This window comes from Shewanella benthica KT99, from assembly GCF_000172075.1.
GTDB classification, from domain to species: Bacteria; Pseudomonadota; Gammaproteobacteria; order Enterobacterales; family Shewanellaceae; genus Shewanella; species Shewanella benthica_A.
Genome location: NZ_ABIC01000010.1, coordinates 66396 through 87493 on the forward strand (window position 1 = coordinate 66396; position 21098 = coordinate 87493).

Consider the following 21098-nt stretch of genomic DNA (forward strand, 5'->3'; position numbering starts at 1 on the left):
AGAGTTTTAGGTATGCAGTTAACTCGCAAATCTAACGAGGCAGCTAAAGTCGAGAAGAAGACTCTAGGCATTAGCCGTCGTCAGTTTATGAAGCATGCAGGTATCACCTCTGGTGGTATTGCAGCGGCTTCACTTTTGGGCACTGGCATGATGCGTCGTGCAGAAGCCAAAGATGTCCCACATGATGCACCAATCGAGATCAAGCGCACTATATGTACTGCTTGTGCGGTAGGTTGTGGTCTATATGCTGAAGTTCAAAATGGTGTCTGGACAGGTCAAGAACCTGCGTTCGATCATCCATTCAACGCCGGTGGCCATTGTGCTAAAGGTGCTGCGCTGCGTGAACACGGTCATGGTGAGAAGCGTCTCAAATACCCGATGAAGCTTGTCGATGGCAAGTGGAAGAAAATCTCTTGGGATCAAGCTTTTAATGAAGTTGGTGACAAGATGCTGGAGATTCGTAAAGAGTCAGGTCCTGATTCACTTTATTTCATGGGTAGTGCTAAGTTCTCTAATGAAGGCTGCTACATGTACCGTAAATTTGCGGCTATGTGGGGCACCAACAACGTCGATCACTCGGCTCGAATCTGTCACTCTACCACGGTAGCCGGTGTTGCAAACACTTGGGGCTACGGTGCGCAAACTAACTCTTTCAACGACATTCAGAATGCCAACGCCATCTTCTTCATCGGGGCTAACCCGGCCGAAGCGCATCCCGTTGCCATGCAGCATATCCTGATCGCGAAAGAGAAGAACAACGCAAAGCTTATTGTTGTCGATCCACGTTTCTCACGTACCGCGGCTCACGCCGATCTGCACTGTGCACTTCGTCCTGGTACCGATATTCCCTTCATCTACGGTATGCTTTGGCATATCTTTGAAAATGGCTGGGAAGATAAGACCTTTATCGAACAGCGTGTTTTCGAGATGGAAACGATTCGCAAAGAAGCGAAGAAATTCCCACCTAAAGAAGTTGAACACGTCACAGGTGTAAGCGAAGCAGATGTGTATCAAGCGGCTAAGCTTATGGCTGATAACCGTCCTGGCACCGTTATCTGGTGTATGGGTGGTACTCAGCATCACGTGGGTAATGCTAACACTCGTGCTTACTGTATCCTGCAACTTGCCCTAGGTAACATGGGCGTTAAGGGTGGCGGTACTAACATCTTCCGTGGTCACGATAACGTACAGGGCGCGACCGATTTAGGTCTGTTGTTCGATACGCTACCTGGTTACTACGGTCTTAAGACGGGCTCATGGAAGCACTGGTCTCATGTATGGGACCTTGACTTCGATTGGGTTAAGTCTCGTTTCGATCAGAACGAATATCTAGGTCGCGTGCCGATGAATACGCCGGGTATTCCTTGTTCTCGTTGGCATGACGGTGTCCTCGAGACGCCAGAAGCATTAGCGCAGAAAGATCGCATTCGCATGGCCTTCTTCTGGGGGCAATCGGTTAACACCGAGACCCGTCAGCGTGATGTTCGTGATGCATTGGACAAGATGGACACCGTTGTCGTTGTGGATCCGTTCCCGACTATGGCTGGTGTTATGCACCGTCGTAAGAATGGCGTTTACCTGCTACCTGCATGTACTCAGTTTGAGACTGAAGGTTCAGTGTCTAACTCGAGTCGTAGCCAGCAGTGGCGTGAAAAAGTTATTGATCCCTTGTTCGAGTCTAAAACCGATCTTGAGATCATGTATCGCCTGTCTCAGAAGCTAGGCTTCGCCGAACAGTTCACTAAACGTATCGCCAAAGATGCCAATGATGTTTTGGTGATCGAAGACATTACTCGCGAAATTAACCGCGGTATGTGGACTATCGGTATGACGGGTCAGAGCCCTGAGCGTCTGAAGTTACACACCCAAAACTGGGGTACCTTCAGCAACAAGACACTTGAAGCGGTTGGTGGACCGGCTAAGGGTGAGACCTACGGCCTACCTTGGCCATGTTGGGGCACACCTGAGCAGAAGCACCCAGGTACTCAGATCCTGTATAACACAAACAAGCATGTGCTCGATGGCGGCGGTAACTTCCGCGCCCGCTTCGGTGTTGAGTACAAGGGTAAGAACCTACTTGCCGAAGGCAGTTTCTCTAAAGGTAGTGAGCTCACCGATGGTTACCCAGAGTTTACCTCCCAGATGCTTAAGCAGTTGGGCTGGTGGAATGATCTAACGGCGACCGAGAAAGCCGAAGCCGATGGCAAGAACTGGAAGACTGATATTTCCGGTGGTATTCAACGTGTGGCAATGAAGCATGGTTGTATTCCTTACGGTAATGCGAAGGCGCGTTGTATCGTCTGGACCTTCCCTGATCAGGCGCCGGTTCACCGTGAGCCGCTTTATACGCCGCGTCGTGATCTTGTGTCTAAATATCCTACTTATGATGATATGCAGGTTCATCGTCTGCCGACTCTGTATAAGTCTATCCAAGAGAAAGATTCTGCGGCTAAGTACCCACTAGCATTGACCTCGGGTCGTCTGGTTGAGTATGAAGGCGGTGGTGAAGAGTCTCGTTGTAATCCATGGCTTGCCGAGCTTCAGCAGGAGATGTTTGTTGAGATAAGTCCTGCCGACGCTGCCGATCGTGGTATCCGTAACGGTGATACCGTCTGGTTAGAGGGTGCCGAGGGGGGTCGCATTAAGATCCAAGCTATGGTAACGCCTCGTATTATGCCGGGTGTGACTTGGATGCCTTACCACTTCGCGGGTGTGATGCACGGTGAAAGCCTGGCAGCTAACTACCCGGAAGGAACGGTTCCTTATGTTATTGGTGAGTCTGCGAACACTGCACTGACTTATGGTTATGACCCTGTGACTCAGATGCAGGAAACCAAGGCATCGCTTTGCCAGATTGTGAAAGCGTAAGCTAGGAGAATTGCCATTATGGCTACAATGAAATTTTTGTGTGATACCAAGCGCTGCATCGAGTGTAACGGTTGTGTCACAGCTTGTAAGAACGAAAACGACTCGGCTCTAGAATGGGGTATTCAACGTCGTCGTGTTATTACCATCAATGATGGTATGCCTGGTGAAGCCTCTATCTCGGTAGCATGTATGCATTGTACAGATGCGCCTTGTATGGCTGTTTGCCCGGCAAACTGCTTCTACCAGACTGAAGATGGTTTAACGCTGCACAACAAGGATACTTGTATCGGTTGTGGTTACTGCCTCTATGCTTGTCCATTCGGTGCACCTCAGTTCCCTAAGAAGGGCGCCTTTGGTACTCGTGGCAAGATGGATAAGTGTACTTTCTGTGCCGGTGGTCCTGAAGAGAACCATTCAGATGCAGAGCGTCAGAAGTACGGCTCAAACCGTATTGCTGAAGGCAAACTACCTATGTGTGCCGAGCTATGTGCGACTAAGTCGTTACTGGCGGGTGATGCTGAGATTATCTCATCTATCTTCCGTGAGCGTGTTGCATACCGTGGCTCTAAAAATGCAATCTGGGGCTAATATCTCGGCTACGCCGATATATTAGGTGCCACTGCGTGGTGCGATTTAATGACTATCCACAGTTTTTGGTGGCTAGTCATTAACTTTCAAGTTTATCTGTCTAGCTGCTTCATAGTGGGGAGGATAGATAAGAATATTGCTTGTAGCACCACTTCAAATCAAAGCCGTTTTTTGGCTTTGGTGTGGAAGATAAGGATGTAATATGAACAAATTGTTCAAACAGATAGGCTTAAGCTTGGTACTTATGTTTAGTGCTATCGGTTTAGCTCAAGCTGGTTCTTCACAGGCCGCTCAGCAGCCTGTTGCGACAGAGGGCCAGATTTGGTCTCAATTGAAGGCTGGGGCAACTGGTGAGACAACCTCACAGGGTCAGTTTCACAATCAAGCTATCAATACCTATGATCTACGCGTGTTAGAGCTACGTAGTGATCTTCTTGCGCCAGCTTTGATGGCGGCGCTATTTGGCATGATCATCGTTTTTATCTTGTTTATCAAGGTGAACGGCATCTCTAAGCTTCACGGTGGATTCTCTGGTAAGTTGGTTTACCGCTGGTCTAAATTGGATGTATCCATTCATTGGCTTGGCGCTATTCCATGTCTGCTACTGATTTTGACGGGTCTGTCGTTACTGGCGGGTCGTTTCTTCTTCCAACCTTATATGCCTGAGAGTATGTGGTCTGGTTTTGTTTATGCTGCCAAGCAAATACATGACTTTATGGCGATTCCTTTCATGCTAGGCTGGGCGTTGATGATCACATTATGGGCTAAGAATCAGCTGCCTAAGATGTATGACATCAAGTGGATGCTGGTGGTGGGTGGATATATCAACTTCGGTCCATTCAAGGGCAAGCACCCGGATGCTGGCTTTGCTAATGCCGGTGAGAAGCTGTGGTTCTGGGCTTTTGCTTTATTTGGACTGCTGATCTCGGCTTCTGGCATGTTAATGCTATTCCCGAACTTGTTCGAGCCTAGCCGTAACCTGAGTCTGATTGCATTGGTACTGCACTCGGTCAGCGCCATTATTATCACGGCTTTCTCTATCGTGCATATCTTTATGGCTACCGTTATGTCTGAAGGTGGTATGGAGTGTATGAAGTCCGGCTATTGTGACGAGACTTGGGCGACACAGCACCATAATCTTTGGTTCGATGAGATTAAAGAAAATGGCACGCTGAAGTATAAGGATTAAGCTTTAGCTAAGAGACGCGAGTGTCGAGCTACGAGCTACGAGTTCCTAGGCTCTAGGTCTTAGGAACTTATTAAAAACACCCCGTCAGGTAGCTGGTGGGGTGTTTTTTTATGTGTGCTGGTAAGCTGCGAGCTACGAGTATAACTGGCTCATGACTTGAAGCTAAATTGCAGTGTTTTGACCCCGATGCTATTAGAGCTGATTAACTTCCCTATTAACTACTAGTGCTTTATTGAGTAAGGGCTAAAACATGACTGGCTTAACAAAAGCCAACTGATTGTATCCTTTGCTGCCATAACTTATAACCAGTTCACGTTTTCCCTATAACTTAAGTGGTACTTTTGTGCGAGTAAATAGCATGCGTGCCTCTTTTTCGCCTCGATTCATCACGGACCTTGTTCTTTGAGATCTAGCAGTTAGGAATTTTATGTCTTCAATTATTCAGCCAAGTCACAGTGAAATTATTAAGCCTTACCAGGCCGATATTACCGTCCCCAATTGGATGCTCGGTGCTATGGAGCGAGTGATGCAGTTCTATGTGGATAAAAATCTGAGACTCGATACTCATTCTGCCGACATGATGCCTGCTCCGATAGAGGGCAAGAAATACATGCTCTATGCCCATATTCCTTTCTGTCATACGCTCTGCTCATTTTGCACCTTCCATCGTTTCCTGTTTAAGGAAGATAAGGCTCGCGCTTACTTTATCTCCCTGCGTAAAGAGATGGATATGGTTAAGGCGCTTGGCTATGATTTCGAGTCCATGTATATCGGTGGCGGCACGACAACTGTGCTTGAAGACGAGCTTGCCCGTACTATCGAACATGCTAAGAAGCTGTTTCCGAGTATCAAGGAGGTCTCTTGTGAGTCCGATCCTCAGCATCTAGATAGCCCTGGCTTTAAGCAATTAGAGGGGCTGGTGGATCGTATGTCCATCGGGGTGCAGAGTTTTAACGATGATATTCTTACTATGACTGACCGCATCGAGAAGTTTGGCTCAGGTCAGCAGACGTTCGATAAGATCATGGCGGCTAAAGAGCTGTTCCCCATTATTAACGTCGACCTTATTTTTGGTTTTAGAGGCCAGACCGATGAAATTATCCAGTATGATCTGGATATGGCCGCTAAATTGGATCCCCGTCAGATCACCACTTACCCCTTGATGATCACGCACCAGACCCGCAAGAGTGTCAAAGGTAAACTGGCTGCATCTCAGGGAGATATGGCACGTCAATATCGTCAGATCTTAAATAGTCTAAATGGACAATATACTCAGCTCTCTTCATGGGCCTTCGGTAAGGCTAACGACGAAGGTTTCGATGAATATGTCATAGATTATGATGAGTACTTAGGTGTTGGCTCAGGATCGTTTAGTTTCTTAGATGATACCTTGTATGTGAATAACTTCTCATTGCGTAAATATCATGAAAATATTGCCGCTGGGCGCATGAGCGTCGAGCAGCAAAAGAACTACAGCAAGAAAGACGTGATGCAATATCGCTTCTTATTAGGCATGTTCTCTGGTCGTTTATCGCGTAAATATTTCCGTGAGACTTTTGGGGTAAATCTTGATACCGCGCTGTTTAAAGAGATGACCTCGATGAAAATGATCGGCGCAATCAAGAATGATCCCAATGATCCGGATAACCTAATTATTACGGATAACGGCAAGATGATGGGCCTGTTGATGATGAAAGAGTTTTATTCGGGTATGGACAATGTGCGCGCTCAACTACGTAAGCCGCTCAAGGCATGTGATATGTAATTTGTGCCACATGAAGATGCATTCAAAGGTTGAAGTTTTACTTCAGCCTTTTTTTGTTTTGAGCACTGCCCAGTGCCTTTATATTTTGGCAAGTGTTTTGACCTGCTCTTCAAGATGAGCTAGCTCTAAGCGGATCTGTTTGATGAAGGGGTCATCATATTGGAGCTGGTCGAACTCATAGAGGCAGGCTCGATAACGTTTAAGCCTATTTTCGGGGCTACCGACAAGATCTAAGATCTCTTCAAAATTAATTATTGATTCCATTCAATAATCCTAAAATTCTATCCATGGTCTGAATCTATTTTACGAAATTACTTCTTTGGTAAATGCGGGATGAGATAACTATTTTCATTTAACACAGATGAAATATTGTTTTTAATTAGATAAAACAATGTGTTAGTTAGGTTTCTGGTTTTTGCTGCCCTGATTTATTAGCTATCTCTGACATGGGTTTGAGAGATCTCTTACATCGAGACAAGCTAATTAAAGTCATTGCTAATATATATGATGGTTTTATATCGATTGGTATTATACCATTCCGAGTAAGTATCTGATCATTCAGCGGGAGTTCAAAGCACTGTAGGCAAGGCGAATCTTTGAAGCTAATAGTTATTCTCGGCAACAAGCTCCTGCGTTGCTCTCGATAATTGCTCCTGCATTATTCTACCTTCACCCGTCCATGGGCTCGTACCTCCTGCATCTGACCTCCATGGTCTTAAGCGTTCCATACGCTTTCAAGACATTTCCCATATCCCTATGGGTCAGGGAAATGTCTTATTTTGTATGGAACAAAATAGACCATGCAGTCGTATATCGAAAACATTCAACGTAGCATAAAGGGCTTTGCCCTTTACTTTAAACATCAGCCGCACTGCGTGAGGCTCTCAGTGTTTCCACTTCTGCGTTACATTGACTTAAAAGGGAATAACCATTTCCTCATCAATGTGCCTTGAATTAAAAAAACTGAGAGCCTCTGAACTGACCAGATACTTATATGGAATGGTATTAGTCGGTGAAAAGCTCTGGGAACTGTTGAAAATATCTTAGTTTCAGGTAGTTTGGCATGTACTAATGATGCCACTCTTTGGCGAGGCTCCTAAAGGGAGTGATTGCCAGTCATGATTAATCTCTTTCCGGTAAATCTTTGGAGATGATAAATATGAAAATTCTATTTCAGACTGAGCGTATTATCTGCCGTGAGTTTGAGCTAAATGATCTGCAATCTTTCGCCGGCTACAGAGCCTTGCCCGATGTGGCTAAGTATCAGAGTTGGAGTGAATATAGCTACCAGGATGCTCTGTCTCTGTTCGAAAAAATGCAAAGGGTGCCATTTGGTGAGGTAGGCCACTGGTTTCAGTTGGCTATCACTACAAAAATGCCCCAAAACCTTGATGAAAACCAGTTGTTGGGCGATCTAGCGGTCCATTTTATCGATGATAATCAGATAGAGATAGGCTTTACCTTTGCGCCTGATTTTCAGGGACAAGGGTTTGCATCTGAAGCTGTACTTGGTCTGCTAACATATCTGTTTACTCAGCTGAAGTTCCATAGAGTTATAGCGACTACCGATGTCGAAAATGTCCCATCCTGGTTGCTGTTAGAGATAGTGGGCTTTAGACGAGAAGCCCATTTTATCGAGAATGTGTTTTTTAAGGGGGCTTGGGGCAGTGAATTTCAATATGCCATGCTAGCTTCAGAATGGAGATCCCTTGTTGGTTAATGCCTATGCCTGAGCTAGTTGCTAATTTATCCACTATTGAAGAAGTCGCACCCGTAGATGATTTTATCAGGTTAAGGCTCATCTCAGGGCTGACACCCAGGCCGAAAGAGGCCGTGGTGAAAGGTCTGCCTCGCAGCCTGTATGGCGTTCATATTTACCTGAGTGGTGAGAGTGAAGGCATGTATATTATTAAATAGATTTTGATCTATAACCTAATACCAATCGGTATAAGTTAATTGAATCAGAGTTGGCTAGATCGGAAAAATCCCTTACCATCATTTTATGACATCTCTATTGCGAGCCTGTTAATGGCCAATATTCTTCTAATTGCGAATTTGAACTGTGACCGTATCCTACAGCTGGATAAGCCTCTACAGACTGGTGGGCGTTTTCATTATCAGGATGGGGGGCAAAGACTGGGAGGAGGAGGTGCCAATACTGGCTTAGGCTTAGTCTGGGCGCACCATAGAGTCGCCCTGGTTAGTCAGGTGGGACGAGATAAAATTGGCGATTGGTTACTGGCGGAGGCGAGTACTCAAGGCATCGACTGTCATCTTATCCAAAGACACGATGAAGCCAGCAATGAGATGTTATTGGTGATGACGCCGGATGGCGAGCGCACCATCATCAGACCACAGAGACCCATTTTCGAATTACCCGCACCACCTGTATGGTCACAGTGGGATGCTGTGTATTTTAACTCATCTGCCGAAGGCGTGGTGAGTTGGGCTAAAACTGCCTTGAACCATAGTTTAGTCTTTGCCCAGCTGGCGAAAGATGACCGGCTCAGGCCTTGTCATATCTTGATCGCCTCTAAGACAGATATGGCAGAGCGAAGTGACCTCACTCCCTGGAAATATGGCTTGAGCATAGCTGGAGACTCCCTAAAATATTTTATCGTTACCGACGGTGGGGATGGGGCAATACTTTACTCAGGAAATGACAGCACGCATGTAGCAGCGATGACCTCTAACGTTGTCGATACTACAGGAGCAGGTGATGCCTATGCATCGGGTCTGATTCATGGCATGACAACTGGACTCACCATCATAGATGCCATGAAAGAGGGAGCTCAGTGGGCGGCATTTGCCGTGGCGACGCAAAGTTCAATCCCTGGGGAAACATTAAAGGCATATCTTGAATTGAATGCTTGAATGTGACCTATATTTTTCCTAGGAACTAGCATCTAGGTCCTAGGAGCTTGTCATAAATCTCTCATCTCTTCGCCATCTGCCTGTAACCTTGTCGTTATATCCTAAGCCCATAGAGTGACTCTTCCACTTGTTATTCGTTTTTATTATGTGCTTTGCCCTGCTCCCCAGCAGGGCATTTTTTTATCTTCCATCTGCTTGGCCCTCTATCAGGCCAAAGGGTGTGGCAGGGATCGCGTGGTGTTATCTCGGTAGCTGGGCAAGATGTCGATAGCCTCTGGTTCAGATTTGTATTAGCCTACTGAATTTACTATTCGATATAAAGGATCACTTGGATGTCGGCAAAATTGCTGGTTAAACGTTTGTCTGGTCTCTATCTGGGTGAAGAGGTGAGTGATGCCACGGGGGTCTTCAGTGGCATATCCCATAAAAAGTCTTCAGCCTCGCTATGGGTCGAAATCGATCGCATCATAGGTGATGCTCAGGCCGATCCTAAGCATCATGGCGGCTTAGACAGGGTACTGCATCATTTTCCCCGGGGCATTATGGTCAGTATCGTCGCTGGGACATGATGGCTGGTTTTATCGTGTCGTTAACGCCGGCGAGATCACCCAAGATGCCAGTGTCTATTTGCAAGAGCGCCGCACCGATATCAGTGTGCGAGATGCGATGAAAATCTATTTTGCTAGTGAATTCGATGCCCAAAGCTATGATCGTCTGGCCAGCTGTGAAGGTCTTGCCGCTACTTGGGTTAATAGCTTACATAGACGATTAGACAAGCAAAAAATTGAAAATTGGCAGATGCGTCTCTTCGGCCCTGTGTAGTCTATGAGACTAGTGTAAGTAGTTAGACTCATTATGTCAGTCAGAAACGTGTTATTAATGTGATGTTTGTCGGTATTGGTTTCATTCTGATTGGACTGCTGGCGATAGTGGATATCGTGCTAACGATTATTGCGGCCATGAAGGCCAGTGAAGGGATCAGTTATAAGTATCCCTTGTCGATCACCTTCATAAAACCACGAATATAAGTGAGTTCAACTATTAAAAGCCAAGTTCCTAGGTTCTAGAACCTAGGAACTCAAGTCTTCCTAAACCTTAAATCCAGCCACTAACGTATCTAATCGGCTCGCCAACTGATTCAAAGATTGGCTCGCTTGTGCCGCCGCATGGGCGGTATCGGATGTTCTCTGAGTGATCTCGTTGATCTCGGTGACATTACGATTGATATCTTCCACTACCGTAGATTGCTCTTCCGTTGCCGCCGCCACTTGAATATTCATATCGGTAATATGCCCTATCTGCTCGCTTATGCCTGTCAGTGACTGGCTGGCCTCGTCGACGGCGGCGACACCTTCTATGGAGCGAGCTCGGCTCTGGGTCATGGCATCAACAGCACGAGTCGCTTCTGTCTGTAATGTATCAATCATGATCTGCACCTCATTCGTCGAAGTTGCCGTGCGGGAAGCGAGATTTCTTACCTCATCGGCTACAACGGCAAAACCTCGACCCGCTTCACCGGCCCTTGCGGCCTCGATGGCTGCATTGAGTGCCAACAAGTTGGTTTGCTCGGAAACAGCACGGATAACATCTAGAATACTTTCGATAGACTTAGTGTGTGTGGCCAGGGACTCGATGACTTCACCAACTTGTTCAACGTCATCTGAAAGAAGATTGATGGTATCACGAGCGCGGGTCACCACTTCTTGGCCTGTATTAGACTGAGCGTCGGCATTCCTGGCAGTATCGGCGGCCAGGGCCGCATTGCCGGCGATCTCATTGACTGTGGCACCCATCTCGTTGATGGCGGTAACCACCATCATGGTCTGATCTTTTTGCAGCTGGCTATCGGTCAGAGTTTGCTGTGCCTGATTGGCGACATCTTTTGCCGATTGACTCAGCTGCTCGCTGGTTTCCCCGACTTCGATAATCGATGCTTGAATTTTGCTGATGAAGCTGTTGAAGCCTATGGCTAATTGAGCCAGTTCATCATTACCCTTAACGGGGAGGCGCTGGCGCAGATCGCCTTCACCTTCACCGATATCCTGTAGCATGCTAGCGACTTTAGCTATTGGCTGGCTTATTGAGCTAGCGACTAAGGCTGCCAGAGAGATGAGTATGATAGAGATGAGCAGGCTCCAGATCAGGATCTGGTAGGCTGACTCTTCGAGCATGGCGAAGACTTCGTCTTGTGGCACCTGGGCAATCAAATACCAGTCCATTGAGGGGATATAGCTGCTGGCGACCAAGATGGTTTGACCATCTTGCTCAATTTTAGTCAGACTAAATTCATCGCGGTTGAGTAGCTTGTTCGCTTGATTATTGTATATGCCACTCATTTTTTTACCGATATGGCGAGTATTCGGATGCAGTTTCACCTCGCCCTTAGCGTCGACCAGATAGACGAAGCCGCTCTTTTCAATCTTGAATGAACTGAGCAGGCTAACCATATCGTCCAGTGATTTGGCCAGTCCGACTAAACTACGTCCGTAAGGCTGCTGGTAATTAATAAATAGCTTTACCTCGCCATTGGCTTCGGTGAACACGTTGAGCATACGCTCTTGACCGCTGTTCTTATAATCGAAGAACCAGGCGTCTTGACCTGGAGTTAGCTCTCTCAGGAAACCGTCTTGGGTGTAGTAGGCGCCTGTATCCCTGTCGGCGAAGGAGGCCTGTGCGAGATCATACTGGCGGGTGATCTGCTTCAGCTGATTGACTACTAGAGCCTCTTCTGCCTCGGGTCTATCATTTTCCAGCCATTGAATCAGCATAGGGCTGTTGGCTAGCTGCTCGGCGGCATTCATCAAGGTGGAGATATCCAGCTCAACCTTATTGCGGATCTGCAGCATCATGTTTGGCAGTTCGGAGGTCAACATGCGTTGTTCTATGACTTGTTTAGCGCTGCGTTGACTCAGCACACCAACGAGTATGGTGGATAACAGCACGGCTAACGTGACCGTCAGTAATATCTTCTGTTTGATAGTAAGCATATTTAGTTTCTTTTTTTCGCAACTAGTCTGAGATTGAAGCGAAAGCTATCGCATCAATCCCATTAGGTTTGTGACCCGAGGACCTAAAACTGAGCATAAGCTTGCTCGATTAGATTAGATTAGATTAGATTTGTTTTGTAGGATATGAGTTTAAGATAGAAACTTAGCGTTTGACTATTTAGATAACGCTTTTATTAGGAATTGATATTATGGTTATTTTTAGCTTCTATGCAACCTGTTTTTTACAATCTTTACCAAAAACGCGCCATTAATGGGCGCGTTTTTGAGTCGCTTGTTTAAGCGGGACTACATATTAGGGTAGTTCGGACCACCACCGCCCTCAGGGGTAACCCAAGTGATATTCTGGCTTGGATCCTTGATATCACAGGTCTTGCAATGAATGCAGTTTTGTCCGTTGATGACGAACTTGCTCTCACCTTCCTCCTCGACGATCTCATAGACGCCAGCGGGGCAGTAGCGCTGGGCTGGTTCGTCGTATTTCACCAGGTTGATGTCTACAGGAATTCGTTCATCTTTGAGACGAAGATGACACAGCTGATCTTCCTCATGGAAGGTATTAGACAGGTAAACCGATGACAGCTTATCGAAGCTGAGTTTTCCATCTGGCTTAGGATAATCTATCTTCTTATAGGCACCAACTTCCGCCATCTGTGCGTAGTCGGGTTGCTCATCTCTTAAAGTGATAGGGAACTTACCGCCAAACCAGTTTTGGTCGATAAAGTTAAACGCCCCCCCTAGATAAGTACCGAACTTGTGCATAGCTGGGCCGAAATTGCGGGAGCTGTATAGTTCGGCCTGCAGCCAGCTCTTGTTGAAACGTTCGTTATAACAATCGAGATCTTTACCGCCTTCGACGCCAGCTTGTAAGGCATGGGCTATAGTTTCGGCCGCTAGCATGCCGCTCTTCATCGCCGTGTGGGTGCCCTTAATCTTGGCGAAGTTCAGGGTTCCAGCGTTACAGCCTATGATGAGGCCACCGGGGAAGGTCATCTTAGGCAGTGAGTTTAACCCGCCCTTAGTGATGGCTCGAGCGCCATAAGATATGCGCTCACCGCCTTGAAGATACTTGGCTATCACAGGATGTTTCTTATAACGCTGAAACTCATCGAAAGGACTCAGGTGCGGATTTTTATAGTTGAGGTCAACGATCAGGCCCACGGCAACTTGGTTATCCTCTAAATGGTAGAGGAAGCCACCGCCGGATGCGCCTTCGGTGAGAGGCCAGCCACCGGTATGAACCACTTTTCCTAGCTCATGTTGTTCACTGGGTACCTTCCAGATCTCCTTGAAGCCCAGTCCGTAGTGCTGTGGTGTCTTACCATTATCCAGATGATACTTTTCGATCAATTGCTTACCTAAGTGACCATGGCAACCTTCGCTGAATATGGTGTATTTAGCATGTAACTCCATGCCAGGCTCATAACTGTCTTTGGGTTTACCATCGGCGCCGACGCCCATGTCGCCGATTATGATGCCTTTGACACTGCTGTCTTCATTGAACAGGAGTTCACTGGCGGGGAAGCCTGGAAATATCTCGACGCCTAACTCTTCGGCGCGTTCGGCTAGCCAGCGGGAGAGGTTGCCGACACTAATGATGTAGTTGCCATCGTTGTGCATGGTTTTAGGTACGAGGGAGTTAGGCACCAGACGAGCGTGCTGATCTGAACTCAACAGGTAGATTTCGTCGTCAGTGACCTGGGTATGGAGTGGCGCGTCTTTTTCCTTCCAGTCACTGAATAGTTCCCCAAGAACCTTGGGTTCGAATACCGCTCCCGAAAGAATATGAGCACCGACTTCGGAGCCTTTCTCTACAACACAAACAGTAAGCTCGTTGCCACTGTCATGGGATATCTGCATCAGTCGACATGCCGTAGCTAAACCGGCCGGGCCGGCTCCAACAATGACGACATCGAATTCCATCGATTCGCGTTCCATCACTTCACCTCATAGGTCACTTTTCCCCGTTAAACGGGTGTTTTAATCGTTAACTCCACCTTACATTAAATTCACCTAATGGCACAGGGAATAAACAGTGATTTAAGTCTACTCGGATTCAATGAGAGGCGTGAGCACTGTCACAGATTGTTAGCGCCTGCTCTGCATTTAAATCTAATGAGCTAATGTACCAACGTGTTTCAGTGGTCGCTTTACCTGTCGTTTTTTCATGTACGTCTGATGTCACTTTGATAATGCTTTTTAAGCCAACCCACTGATATTTATTATTTAACCAACTTTTATTAACCAGCACTTGTGCCACCAAGCTTCTAATTCACCCTGTAGACCAGAATGATGACCTTTAAGCGCTAGAATATAATCAGCCTTTTGCTTAACGATTAGCTTTGCTATCTCTATTTCATCCGCTTTTAATCGGCAGATAACACGGGCAATAGTGTCATGCCGAGGAATACCTGCTTTAAAAGGACGATACTGACGAAGCCAATCAAGCTTTAGATGTCCAAAGTTTTCAATGTCTTCCCATCCTTCAGAGCCTGACATAACCGCACTTATAGCGAGTAAAATAATCTCTAATAAGTTATGTTTTTTACAACGCTCAATACGGGGATCCGCAATCGAATCAAAATGTTTTAAAAAAGTAGCAGTCATTAACATCACCAAAAAAGAGTATTTGGTGATCTGATCGCTACTTGAGCATAAAGTTCAATTTATAATGATCTTGCCGTGATCCTGAGCAAGAAATGCACTTTAAAAACTAGGGAATGAAGACAAACAAGCCTATAATTATGCACTGACGGTTCTCCGAGCTTCTTGTCCTACGTCATCAGATACGGACGCTAAGCCGTGGCAATAACGCCACCGGGGTGTGAAAAGAAATGATCACACCTCCCCAACTAGGAAAGGTGATCATGTCTCAACTACAAGACAAATTTGGTCGAAGGTTTCACTATTTGCGGCTGTCGGTGACCGACGTTTGCAATTTCAAATGCACATATTGCCTCCCCGATGGCTACCGTCCCGACGGTCGTGCTCAGTTTCTTGGACTCAATGAAATAGAAAATCTGGTCGGCGCATTCTCTGAAGTCGGCACGCAAAAGATCCGCATCACAGGTGGTGAGCCCACTATGCGTAAAGACTTCACCGATATCATTCGCGTGGTTGCCGATAACGACAAGATAAAGACAATCGCAACCACAACCAATGGCTATCGTTTGGAAAAGAATGCCAAAGAGTGGTATGACGCCGGTTTAAGACGCATCAATGTGTCGATAGACAGCCTAGATCCCCGTATGTTTTATCAGATCACGGGTCAAAATAAGTTTGATGAGGTGATGCGAGGTGTCGATGCGGCTCTCGAAGCCGGTTTCGAACGGGTAAAAATCAATGCGGTATTACTCAAGGGATTAAACGATAAAGATCTGCCGAGGTTTCTGCATTGGATTAAAAACACGCCCATAGATCTGCGTTTCATCGAATTGATGGAGACAGGTTTAGGTCGTGATTATTTCAAGGCACACCATCTTGCCGGAGCCGATATCAGAGCCTCTTTGGTTGAAGATGGCTGGAGCTTAGATACACCGGCGGTAGATGATGGCCCCGCGCAAAACTTCAGTCGTGACGACCATAAGGGACGCATCGGCTTGATCATGCCCTACGATAATCACTTCTGCGCCAGCTGTAATCGTTTGAGAGTATCGGCAAAAGGTAAGCTGCACTTATGTCTGTTTACCGAAAACGGTGTCGATCTTAGAGACCTGTTACAGCATCAAGATCAAAGGGCTGAGCTGGTCGAGCGACTCCATGGCCAGCTAGCCGCTAAGAAGGAGACTCATTCCCTTCACGATGGCATTACCGGTGTGACTCAACACTTAGCCTCCATAGGTGGCTAATCCTCTGTTGCAGCCTGGCTGGGGTATTAGCTGACGTATCATGTCCGGTAATACTGAGTGTCAGGCCTCAAATATAATTTCCACATTCATTTTTTAAGTGATTATCAAATAATAGTCATATGCAAGGCAAGGCAAGGCAAGGCATGGAATGGTATTAATTCTGTGATGCATATGAAAAGTAATTGCCGAATAAATTAAGGTTAAATCTAATGAGCAGTGAATTTACCCATATCAATGCCGATGGCAATGCCCATATGGTTGATGTGACAGATAAAGCGGTCACTGAAAGAGAAGCGAGAGCCGAGGCCTATATAGAGATGGCGCCCGAGACGCTGGAGATGATCATAAGCGGCAGTCATCACAAGGGTGATGTGTTCGCCACCGCACGTATTGCAGGCATTCAGGCGGCGAAGAAGACAGCGGATCTTATTCCTCTTTGTCATCCGCTGATGTTGACCAAAGTGGAAGTAGAACTCGAGGCTCAGCCAGAATTTAGCCGGGTACGTATTACCAGTCTTTGTAAGTTATCGGGTAAAACCGGTGTCGAGATGGAGGCCTTAACGGCGGTATCTGTGGCGGCTCTGACCATCTATGATATGTGCAAAGCAGTACAGAAAGATATGGTGATATCCCAGACACGTTTGCTAGAAAAGCGTGGCGGTAAGTCGGGTCATTTTAAGGTTTAAGTCGCTCAGTTTTTGAAGGTATATTAAAGATGATAAACGTACTTTTTTTTGCTCAGGTTCGTGAGCTATTAGGTCAGAGTAAACTTGCCGTCGAAGCCAGTGAGTCGACTGTGACTGCCGCAGGCCTGCGTGCACAGCTTGCCGAAAAAGACGATAAATGGGCTAAAGTATTAGCCGCAGATAAGTTATTGGTCGCGGTCAATCAGACTATCAGTAGCTGGGATACGCCAGTTGAAGACGGCGATGAGGTTGCCTTCTTTCCTCCTGTGACCGGAGGTTAATGTGGCAACTGAGTTAAACGCAGTCAGAGTTCAGACCGAAGATTTTAGTGTGTCCGATGAATATGCGCTGATCGCAGGTGATAATAGTGATGGCGCCGTAGTGACTTTCGTCGGTAAGGTGCGTGACTTTAACGATGGCAGCACGGTGAGCGACCTGACCTTAGAACACTATCCTGGCATGACCGAAGCGGTGCTTAATCAAATAGCTCTAGAGGCTCGTGAGCGTTGGCCGCTGAATAATGTCACCATCATTCACCGCGTCGGCACTATGGCCTTGGGTGAGCAGATAGTCTTTATTGGTGTCACCAGTGCGCACCGAAAAGCGGCGTTTGCCGCCTGCGAATTTCTGATCGATTTCCTTAAGACTAAGGCGCCTTTCTGGAAGCTTGAGGCGGGCGACAAGGGCGCAAACTGGGTCGAGGCTAAAGATGCCGACGATCAAGCTGCCAATATGTGGGAAAAACAGTAACTTAAGGGATAAAGAATAATTTGACCCTCACTTGTAGTCAACCAAAGTAAGGAAAGGCAATGAAGCACTGGTTTAAGCTAGTATCTGTATGTGTGGTGTTAGCGTCTAGTTTGGTATCTGTACCGGCCAGGAGTGACGATGTCCCGCCGATCGCCGCGGCATCGAATATCAAGTTTGCCCTCGATGAGATAGCTAACCAGTTTACCCAAGATACGGGTCGTAAGGTCAATGTTTCCTACGGTTCTTCGGGAAATTTCGTCGCCCAGATCAGGCACGGTGCCCCTTTCCAATTATTCCTCTCTGCCGATGAGAAGTATATTCATCAGCTACAGAAGTACGATGCCAGTTTAGGTGAAGGCACCCTCTATGCGGTGGGCCGACTCGCTATCGCCGCACCTAAATACTCCCCACTGGAACTCGACCCTGAATTAGAGGGATTAAAATCCCTGCTAAAAGCCGGTAAGTTGCAGAGATTTGTCATCGCAAATCCGGATCATGCTCCCTACGGCGAGCGTGCCCGAGAAGTTCTCCAGAGACTAGGGCTATGGGATAGCCTTAAGTCTAAGCTTATCTACGGGGAGAATGCCTCCCAGGCTGCACTGTTTACCGTGAGTGGCTCAACTCAAGGGGGACTTATCGCCTTGTCTCTGGCTATCGCCCCGCAGTTTCAGGCCATGGGACACTATAGAGTTATCCCCGAAGAGTTACACACTCCCCTTACTCAGCGCATGATATTGACCAAGAAAGCGGGAGACACCGCTAAAGCATTTTATCTGTACCTTCAGTCTGACAGTGCCCGGCAGATATTCAGTGACTTTGGATTCGGTTTGCCAGTTCTGGATGCATCTGAGTCTGCTGAATCTAAGCCAGTTGAATCTAAGCCAGTTGAAGCAGAACCGTTTCAACCAGAGACAGGTAACTAGTCTATGGATTGGCAAGCCCTCTGGTTATCGATAAAACTAAGCTGCGTTACCGTTATTATCTTGATCCCCTTTGCTATCTTGGCGAGTCGTTTTCTGGCCTATCATCACTTTATTGGTAAATCTTGGGTCGAAGCCTTGATCATGGTGCCCCTGGTGTTGCCACCGACTGTGATAGGTTATTACCTGCTGGTGGGCTTGGGCAGCCAGTCCTGGCTTGGGCGTTTCCTGGAGCAGGTTTTAGGTCAACAACTGGTATTCCACTTTTCTGGTCTGGTGGTTGCCTCGATTATCGTCAATATCCCCTTCGCCATTCAGCCGATCCAACGCGCCTTCGAATCAGTCCCCCAAGAGGTTCGCGATGCCGCGGCCTGTTGTGGCATGAGTCCCTTAAAAATACTCTTCAAAATAGAACTGCCTCTGGTGTGGCCAGGAGTATTGACTGCACTGGTGCTGTGTTTCTCCCATGTCTTGGGTGAATTTGGTGTGGTCTTGATGATGGGCGGTAATATTGCTGGTGAGACGAAGACCGTGGCTATCTCTATTTACGACAGTGTGCAGGCATTCGACTTTGCCAGCGCCGGGCAGATGTCCTTAGTGCTGCTGCTATTTGCCATCACAGTGCTTGCGCTGACGACAAGCATGTCGAGAAGGTTGGGGAGAGCACATGGCTCAAGACATAGTTGATCTATATCGTCATATCATCCTAGATACTGAATTGATCTTATGTGTGCTCGAGCAGATAAGGGAGCGGGTATAGTGCAAGATATTGCCGACCTTTATTGTCGTATCAAGCAAGAAAAACATATCAAGCTAGATGCTGAATTTACCTGTAAGGCGGGTGAAATGTTGGCGGTTGTCGGCCCTTCCGGCGGCGGCAAGTCTACCTTGCTACGTATGATTGCCGGTCTCAATCAGCCTGAATCGGGTGAGATACTTTATGGAAACCGAGTCTGGTATGACAGTGATAAAAAGCTAAGTCTATCCCCACAGCAGCGTCATTTAGGCTATGTGCCCCAGCATTTTGGTCTGTTTCCTAATTTAACGGCTATGGAAAATGTGGTGGCCGCACTGGACCATATTCCCAAGTCGGAACGTAAGCCCAGGGCTAAAAAATGGCTCGAACGAGTGAATTTGCATGGTTTGCCGGATCGTTTACCAGCAAATCTATCGGGTGGTCAGCGTCAGAGGGTCGCTCTGGCGAGGGCTTTAGCCCGTGAACCTTCGGTATTATTACTCGATGAGCCTTTCTCTGCAGTCGATAGGGAAACCCGTGAACGCCTCTATTTAGAGCTGGCCAGATTAAAAGAGCAGTTGGCTATTCCTGTGATCATGGTGACTCACGATCTTAACGAGGCTCTGTTGTTGGCTGATAAGATGATCCTCATCAGTCAGGGAAAGATGCTGCAACAAGGTCGGCCCCATGATGTATTGGTGCGCCCTCACAACGAAGCCGTGGCCAAGCAGATGGGGCTACGTAATATCTTCGATGCCCGTGTTATTGCTCAAGAGGAGCAGCGACAGATCACTTGGCTTAAATTTGGTGAGCATCTGATTGCCAGCACCTATTTCGAACATCTGGATATCGGCACTAAGGTGCGCTGGGTCATTCCCAATCAGGGGGTCAGATTCAATTCGATCAAGCAAGGCCGACTGTGCAAAAGTTTCAATAAGCTGGATATCACCATAGAGTCTATGTTGACCATGGGGGAGAGTGTCAGGATCATCGCCAGTGTGAGAGGAGTTCGCCACCAGATCAACGCCGAGGTACCTCTCTATCTTGCGCAGAAACTTAAGTTGGCTAAAGGCGTAGAAACCACAGTGGCACTCAGGTCAGAACTCATTCATATCTTAGCGCCAGCTTAGGCTCGTTATCTTTCATAACAGCTAAACAGGTTCCAGCGCCTATCTTTATGATCAAACATTAATCTTGATTCCATCTGGGCTTTATAGTCATGCGCCTAAAATTGGCATTAACTCAAAGGGGATCGAGTCATGTATAAGAAATTAACTGTTTTTGATTTAATACGATAAGATAGTAATATCGTAGATTTTACTGGAGGAGCCATGGCTCGTTGGTTAGTTGGTTTAGTGCTCATTTCATCATCAGGTTTTTCGGCAGCAGCTTGGGCAGAAGCGTCGATTATTGAACTACTTTCCGATGAAGGGAACCTCACTCCGCAGGCATTTTTATTACAAGTTGAGCAAGATTATCCCGGCATCATCTCAGAGTTTGAGATAGATGTGGTAAATGGTGAGCTGATCTATGAGCTGAGTATGATAGAGACCAGTGCCGAGACCATCACCGAATTTGAATTCAGGGCTAAGGACGGACGGCTGGTGACACAGGAAGTCGCAAGGTTAGAGGCCGACGATCGTGACGAACTCATCGCCGTTAACTTGATGGAAGATAAATCACTGACTTTCTACACCTTGGTGGTTAAGGCCATGAAAGACAAGCAAGCATTTATACTCGAAGCACAACTGGATCATGATCTCGGCATCAGTTATCTGGAGTTGAAACTTATCAATGTCGATGGCAAGAGTAAATTAGCCTTCGATATTAAGACCCTACGCCCCCTACCTCTGCTTAAATGGAACTAAG

General features: G+C 46.9%; 20 protein-coding genes, 2 pseudogenes and 1 riboswitch. Of the genes and pseudogenes, 17 read left to right on the forward strand and 5 right to left on the reverse strand.

Annotated elements, in window-relative coordinates; all coding sequences use genetic code 11:
* Positions 1–12: 12 nt before the first annotated feature.
* The 4 genes from KT99_RS06690 to KT99_RS06705 all read left to right on the forward strand — a co-directional run bounded on the left by KT99_RS06690 (position 13) and on the right by KT99_RS06705 (position 6410).
* Positions 13–2868, forward strand: coding sequence for a molybdopterin-dependent oxidoreductase (locus KT99_RS06690; RefSeq protein WP_005498259.1), 2856 nt, complete (start codon positions 13–15; stop codon positions 2866–2868).
* Positions 2869–2886: 18 nt separating this feature from the next.
* Entirely contained in the window at positions 2887–3456 is a 570-nt protein-coding gene (gene fdh3B / locus KT99_RS06695) for a formate dehydrogenase FDH3 subunit beta (RefSeq protein WP_040571680.1), read from the forward strand.
* Positions 3457–3658: 202 nt separating this feature from the next.
* Entirely contained in the window at positions 3659–4645 is a 987-nt protein-coding gene (locus KT99_RS06700) for a formate dehydrogenase subunit gamma (RefSeq protein ID WP_005498267.1), read from the forward strand.
* A 427-nt stretch (positions 4646–5072) separates the two neighbouring features.
* Positions 5073–6410 carry a coproporphyrinogen III oxidase family protein gene (locus KT99_RS06705; protein WP_005498269.1) on the forward strand — a complete coding sequence of 446 codons (1338 nt, stop codon included), beginning with the start codon at positions 5073–5075 and terminating at the stop codon, positions 6408–6410.
* A 78-nt stretch (positions 6411–6488) separates the two neighbouring features.
* Here the strand turns inward: KT99_RS06705 and KT99_RS06710 are convergent, their stop codons facing one another.
* Positions 6489–6674, reverse strand: a complete 186-nt coding sequence (locus KT99_RS06710) for a hypothetical protein (protein WP_005498270.1) — start codon at positions 6672–6674, stop codon at positions 6489–6491.
* An 895-nt stretch (positions 6675–7569) separates the two neighbouring features.
* Here KT99_RS06710 and KT99_RS06715 point away from each other — a divergent pair.
* From KT99_RS06715 to KT99_RS20590, 5 genes and pseudogenes are all read left to right on the forward strand, one after another.
* On the forward strand, positions 7570–8130 hold the full coding sequence (locus KT99_RS06715; RefSeq protein ID WP_005498272.1) for a GNAT family N-acetyltransferase: 561 nt from the start codon (positions 7570–7572) through the stop codon (positions 8128–8130).
* 5 nt (positions 8131–8135) lie between these two features.
* Positions 8136–8327, forward strand: coding sequence for a hypothetical protein (locus KT99_RS06720; protein ID WP_232504260.1), 192 nt, complete (start codon positions 8136–8138; stop codon positions 8325–8327).
* 111 nt (positions 8328–8438) lie between these two features.
* Entirely contained in the window at positions 8439–9284 is an 846-nt protein-coding gene (locus KT99_RS06725; RefSeq protein WP_040571682.1) for a PfkB family carbohydrate kinase, read from the forward strand.
* Positions 9285–9616: 332 nt separating this feature from the next.
* A pseudogene (locus KT99_RS06730) lies at positions 9617–10106 on the forward strand (3-alpha domain-containing protein).
* A 62-nt stretch (positions 10107–10168) separates the two neighbouring features.
* A complete protein-coding gene (locus tag KT99_RS20590) occupies positions 10169–10312 on the forward strand; it encodes a DUF4870 domain-containing protein (RefSeq protein WP_005498280.1) in 144 nt (47 codons plus the stop codon).
* Between the two features lie 60 nt (positions 10313–10372).
* On the opposite strand, the gene KT99_RS06740 is transcribed toward KT99_RS20590, so the two are convergent.
* The 4 genes and pseudogenes from KT99_RS06740 to KT99_RS23525 form a co-directional block, all read right to left on the reverse strand.
* The gene (locus KT99_RS06740) at positions 10373–12271 is read right to left on the reverse strand and encodes a methyl-accepting chemotaxis protein (RefSeq protein ID WP_005498282.1); all 1899 of its coding nucleotides are present in this window, start codon (positions 12269–12271) and stop codon (positions 10373–10375) included.
* Between the two features lie 306 nt (positions 12272–12577).
* Positions 12578–14227 (reverse strand): electron transfer flavoprotein-ubiquinone oxidoreductase, encoded by a 1650-nt coding sequence (locus KT99_RS06745; protein ID WP_005498283.1) that lies wholly within the window; start codon positions 14225–14227, stop codon positions 12578–12580.
* A gap of 118 nt (positions 14228–14345) precedes the next feature.
* Positions 14346–14540, reverse strand: a complete 195-nt coding sequence (locus KT99_RS23520) for a hypothetical protein (protein WP_040571683.1) — start codon at positions 14538–14540, stop codon at positions 14346–14348.
* Positions 14541–14665: 125 nt separating this feature from the next.
* Positions 14666–14902, reverse strand: a pseudogene (locus tag KT99_RS23525) (transposase family protein); the annotation flags it as partial.
* A gap of 133 nt (positions 14903–15035) precedes the next feature.
* Positions 15036–15169, forward strand: a riboswitch (molybdenum cofactor riboswitch).
* On the opposite strand from KT99_RS23525, the gene moaA reads away from it, so the two are divergent.
* The 8 genes from moaA to KT99_RS06795 all read left to right on the forward strand — a co-directional run bounded on the left by moaA (position 15157) and on the right by KT99_RS06795 (position 21097).
* The gene (gene moaA / locus KT99_RS06760; RefSeq protein WP_040571684.1) at positions 15157–16137 is read left to right on the forward strand and encodes a GTP 3',8-cyclase MoaA; all 981 of its coding nucleotides are present in this window, start codon (positions 15157–15159) and stop codon (positions 16135–16137) included. It overlaps the preceding riboswitch by 13 nt.
* 209 nt (positions 16138–16346) lie before the next feature.
* Positions 16347–16823 carry a cyclic pyranopterin monophosphate synthase MoaC gene (moaC, locus tag KT99_RS06765; protein ID WP_005498290.1) on the forward strand — a complete coding sequence of 159 codons (477 nt, stop codon included), beginning with the start codon at positions 16347–16349 and terminating at the stop codon, positions 16821–16823.
* Positions 16824–16852: 29 nt separating this feature from the next.
* Positions 16853–17104 (forward strand): molybdopterin synthase sulfur carrier subunit, encoded by a 252-nt coding sequence (moaD, locus tag KT99_RS06770; protein WP_005498291.1) that lies wholly within the window; start codon positions 16853–16855, stop codon positions 17102–17104.
* Position 17105: 1 nt separating this feature from the next.
* Positions 17106–17573 (forward strand): molybdopterin synthase catalytic subunit MoaE, encoded by a 468-nt coding sequence (moaE, locus tag KT99_RS06775; protein ID WP_005498293.1) that lies wholly within the window; start codon positions 17106–17108, stop codon positions 17571–17573.
* A 59-nt stretch (positions 17574–17632) separates the two neighbouring features.
* Entirely contained in the window at positions 17633–18496 is an 864-nt protein-coding gene (gene modA / locus KT99_RS06780; RefSeq protein WP_005498295.1) for a molybdate ABC transporter substrate-binding protein, read from the forward strand.
* A 3-nt stretch (positions 18497–18499) separates the two neighbouring features.
* Positions 18500–19180, forward strand: coding sequence for a molybdate ABC transporter permease subunit (gene modB / locus KT99_RS06785; RefSeq protein ID WP_005498296.1), 681 nt, complete (start codon positions 18500–18502; stop codon positions 19178–19180).
* Between the two features lie 69 nt (positions 19181–19249).
* Complete coding sequence (locus KT99_RS06790; protein ID WP_040571700.1) at positions 19250–20359, forward strand: ABC transporter ATP-binding protein; 1110 nt, start codon at positions 19250–19252, stop codon at positions 20357–20359.
* A 201-nt stretch (positions 20360–20560) separates the two neighbouring features.
* Positions 20561–21097 (forward strand): PepSY domain-containing protein, encoded by a 537-nt coding sequence (locus KT99_RS06795; protein ID WP_005498300.1) that lies wholly within the window; start codon positions 20561–20563, stop codon positions 21095–21097.
* The last annotated feature ends 1 nt before the right edge of the window (position 21098 follow it).

What these genes read in the sequence shown, in the direction of transcription:
- KT99_RS06690 (WP_005498259.1), top strand. Translation starts at nt 13, where the DNA reads ATGCAGTTAACTCGCAAATCTAACGAGGCAGCTAAAGTCGAGAAGAAG.
- fdh3B (WP_040571680.1), top strand. Translation starts at nt 2,887, where the DNA reads ATGGCTACAATGAAATTTTTGTGTGATACCAAGCGCTGCATCGAGTGT.
- KT99_RS06700 (WP_005498267.1), top strand. Translation starts at nt 3,659, where the DNA reads ATGAACAAATTGTTCAAACAGATAGGCTTAAGCTTGGTACTTATGTTT.
- KT99_RS06705 (WP_005498269.1), top strand. Translation starts at nt 5,073, where the DNA reads ATGTCTTCAATTATTCAGCCAAGTCACAGTGAAATTATTAAGCCTTAC.
- KT99_RS06710 (WP_005498270.1), bottom strand. Translation starts at nt 6,674, where the DNA reads ATGGAATCAATAATTAATTTTGAAGAGATCTTAGATCTTGTCGGTAGC.
- KT99_RS06715 (WP_005498272.1), top strand. Translation starts at nt 7,570, where the DNA reads ATGAAAATTCTATTTCAGACTGAGCGTATTATCTGCCGTGAGTTTGAG.
- KT99_RS06720 (WP_232504260.1), top strand. Translation starts at nt 8,136, where the DNA reads ATGCCTGAGCTAGTTGCTAATTTATCCACTATTGAAGAAGTCGCACCC.
- KT99_RS06725 (WP_040571682.1), top strand. Translation starts at nt 8,439, where the DNA reads ATGGCCAATATTCTTCTAATTGCGAATTTGAACTGTGACCGTATCCTA.
- KT99_RS20590 (WP_005498280.1), top strand. Translation starts at nt 10,169, where the DNA reads ATGTTTGTCGGTATTGGTTTCATTCTGATTGGACTGCTGGCGATAGTG.
- KT99_RS06740 (WP_005498282.1), bottom strand. Translation starts at nt 12,271, where the DNA reads ATGCTTACTATCAAACAGAAGATATTACTGACGGTCACGTTAGCCGTG.
- KT99_RS06745 (WP_005498283.1), bottom strand. Translation starts at nt 14,227, where the DNA reads ATGGAACGCGAATCGATGGAATTCGATGTCGTCATTGTTGGAGCCGGC.
- moaA (WP_040571684.1), top strand. Translation starts at nt 15,157, where the DNA reads ATGTCTCAACTACAAGACAAATTTGGTCGAAGGTTTCACTATTTGCGG.
- moaC (WP_005498290.1), top strand. Translation starts at nt 16,347, where the DNA reads ATGAGCAGTGAATTTACCCATATCAATGCCGATGGCAATGCCCATATG.
- moaD (WP_005498291.1), top strand. Translation starts at nt 16,853, where the DNA reads ATGATAAACGTACTTTTTTTTGCTCAGGTTCGTGAGCTATTAGGTCAG.
- modA (WP_005498295.1), top strand. Translation starts at nt 17,633, where the DNA reads ATGAAGCACTGGTTTAAGCTAGTATCTGTATGTGTGGTGTTAGCGTCT.
- modB (WP_005498296.1), top strand. Translation starts at nt 18,500, where the DNA reads ATGGATTGGCAAGCCCTCTGGTTATCGATAAAACTAAGCTGCGTTACC.
- KT99_RS06795 (WP_005498300.1), top strand. Translation starts at nt 20,561, where the DNA reads ATGGCTCGTTGGTTAGTTGGTTTAGTGCTCATTTCATCATCAGGTTTT.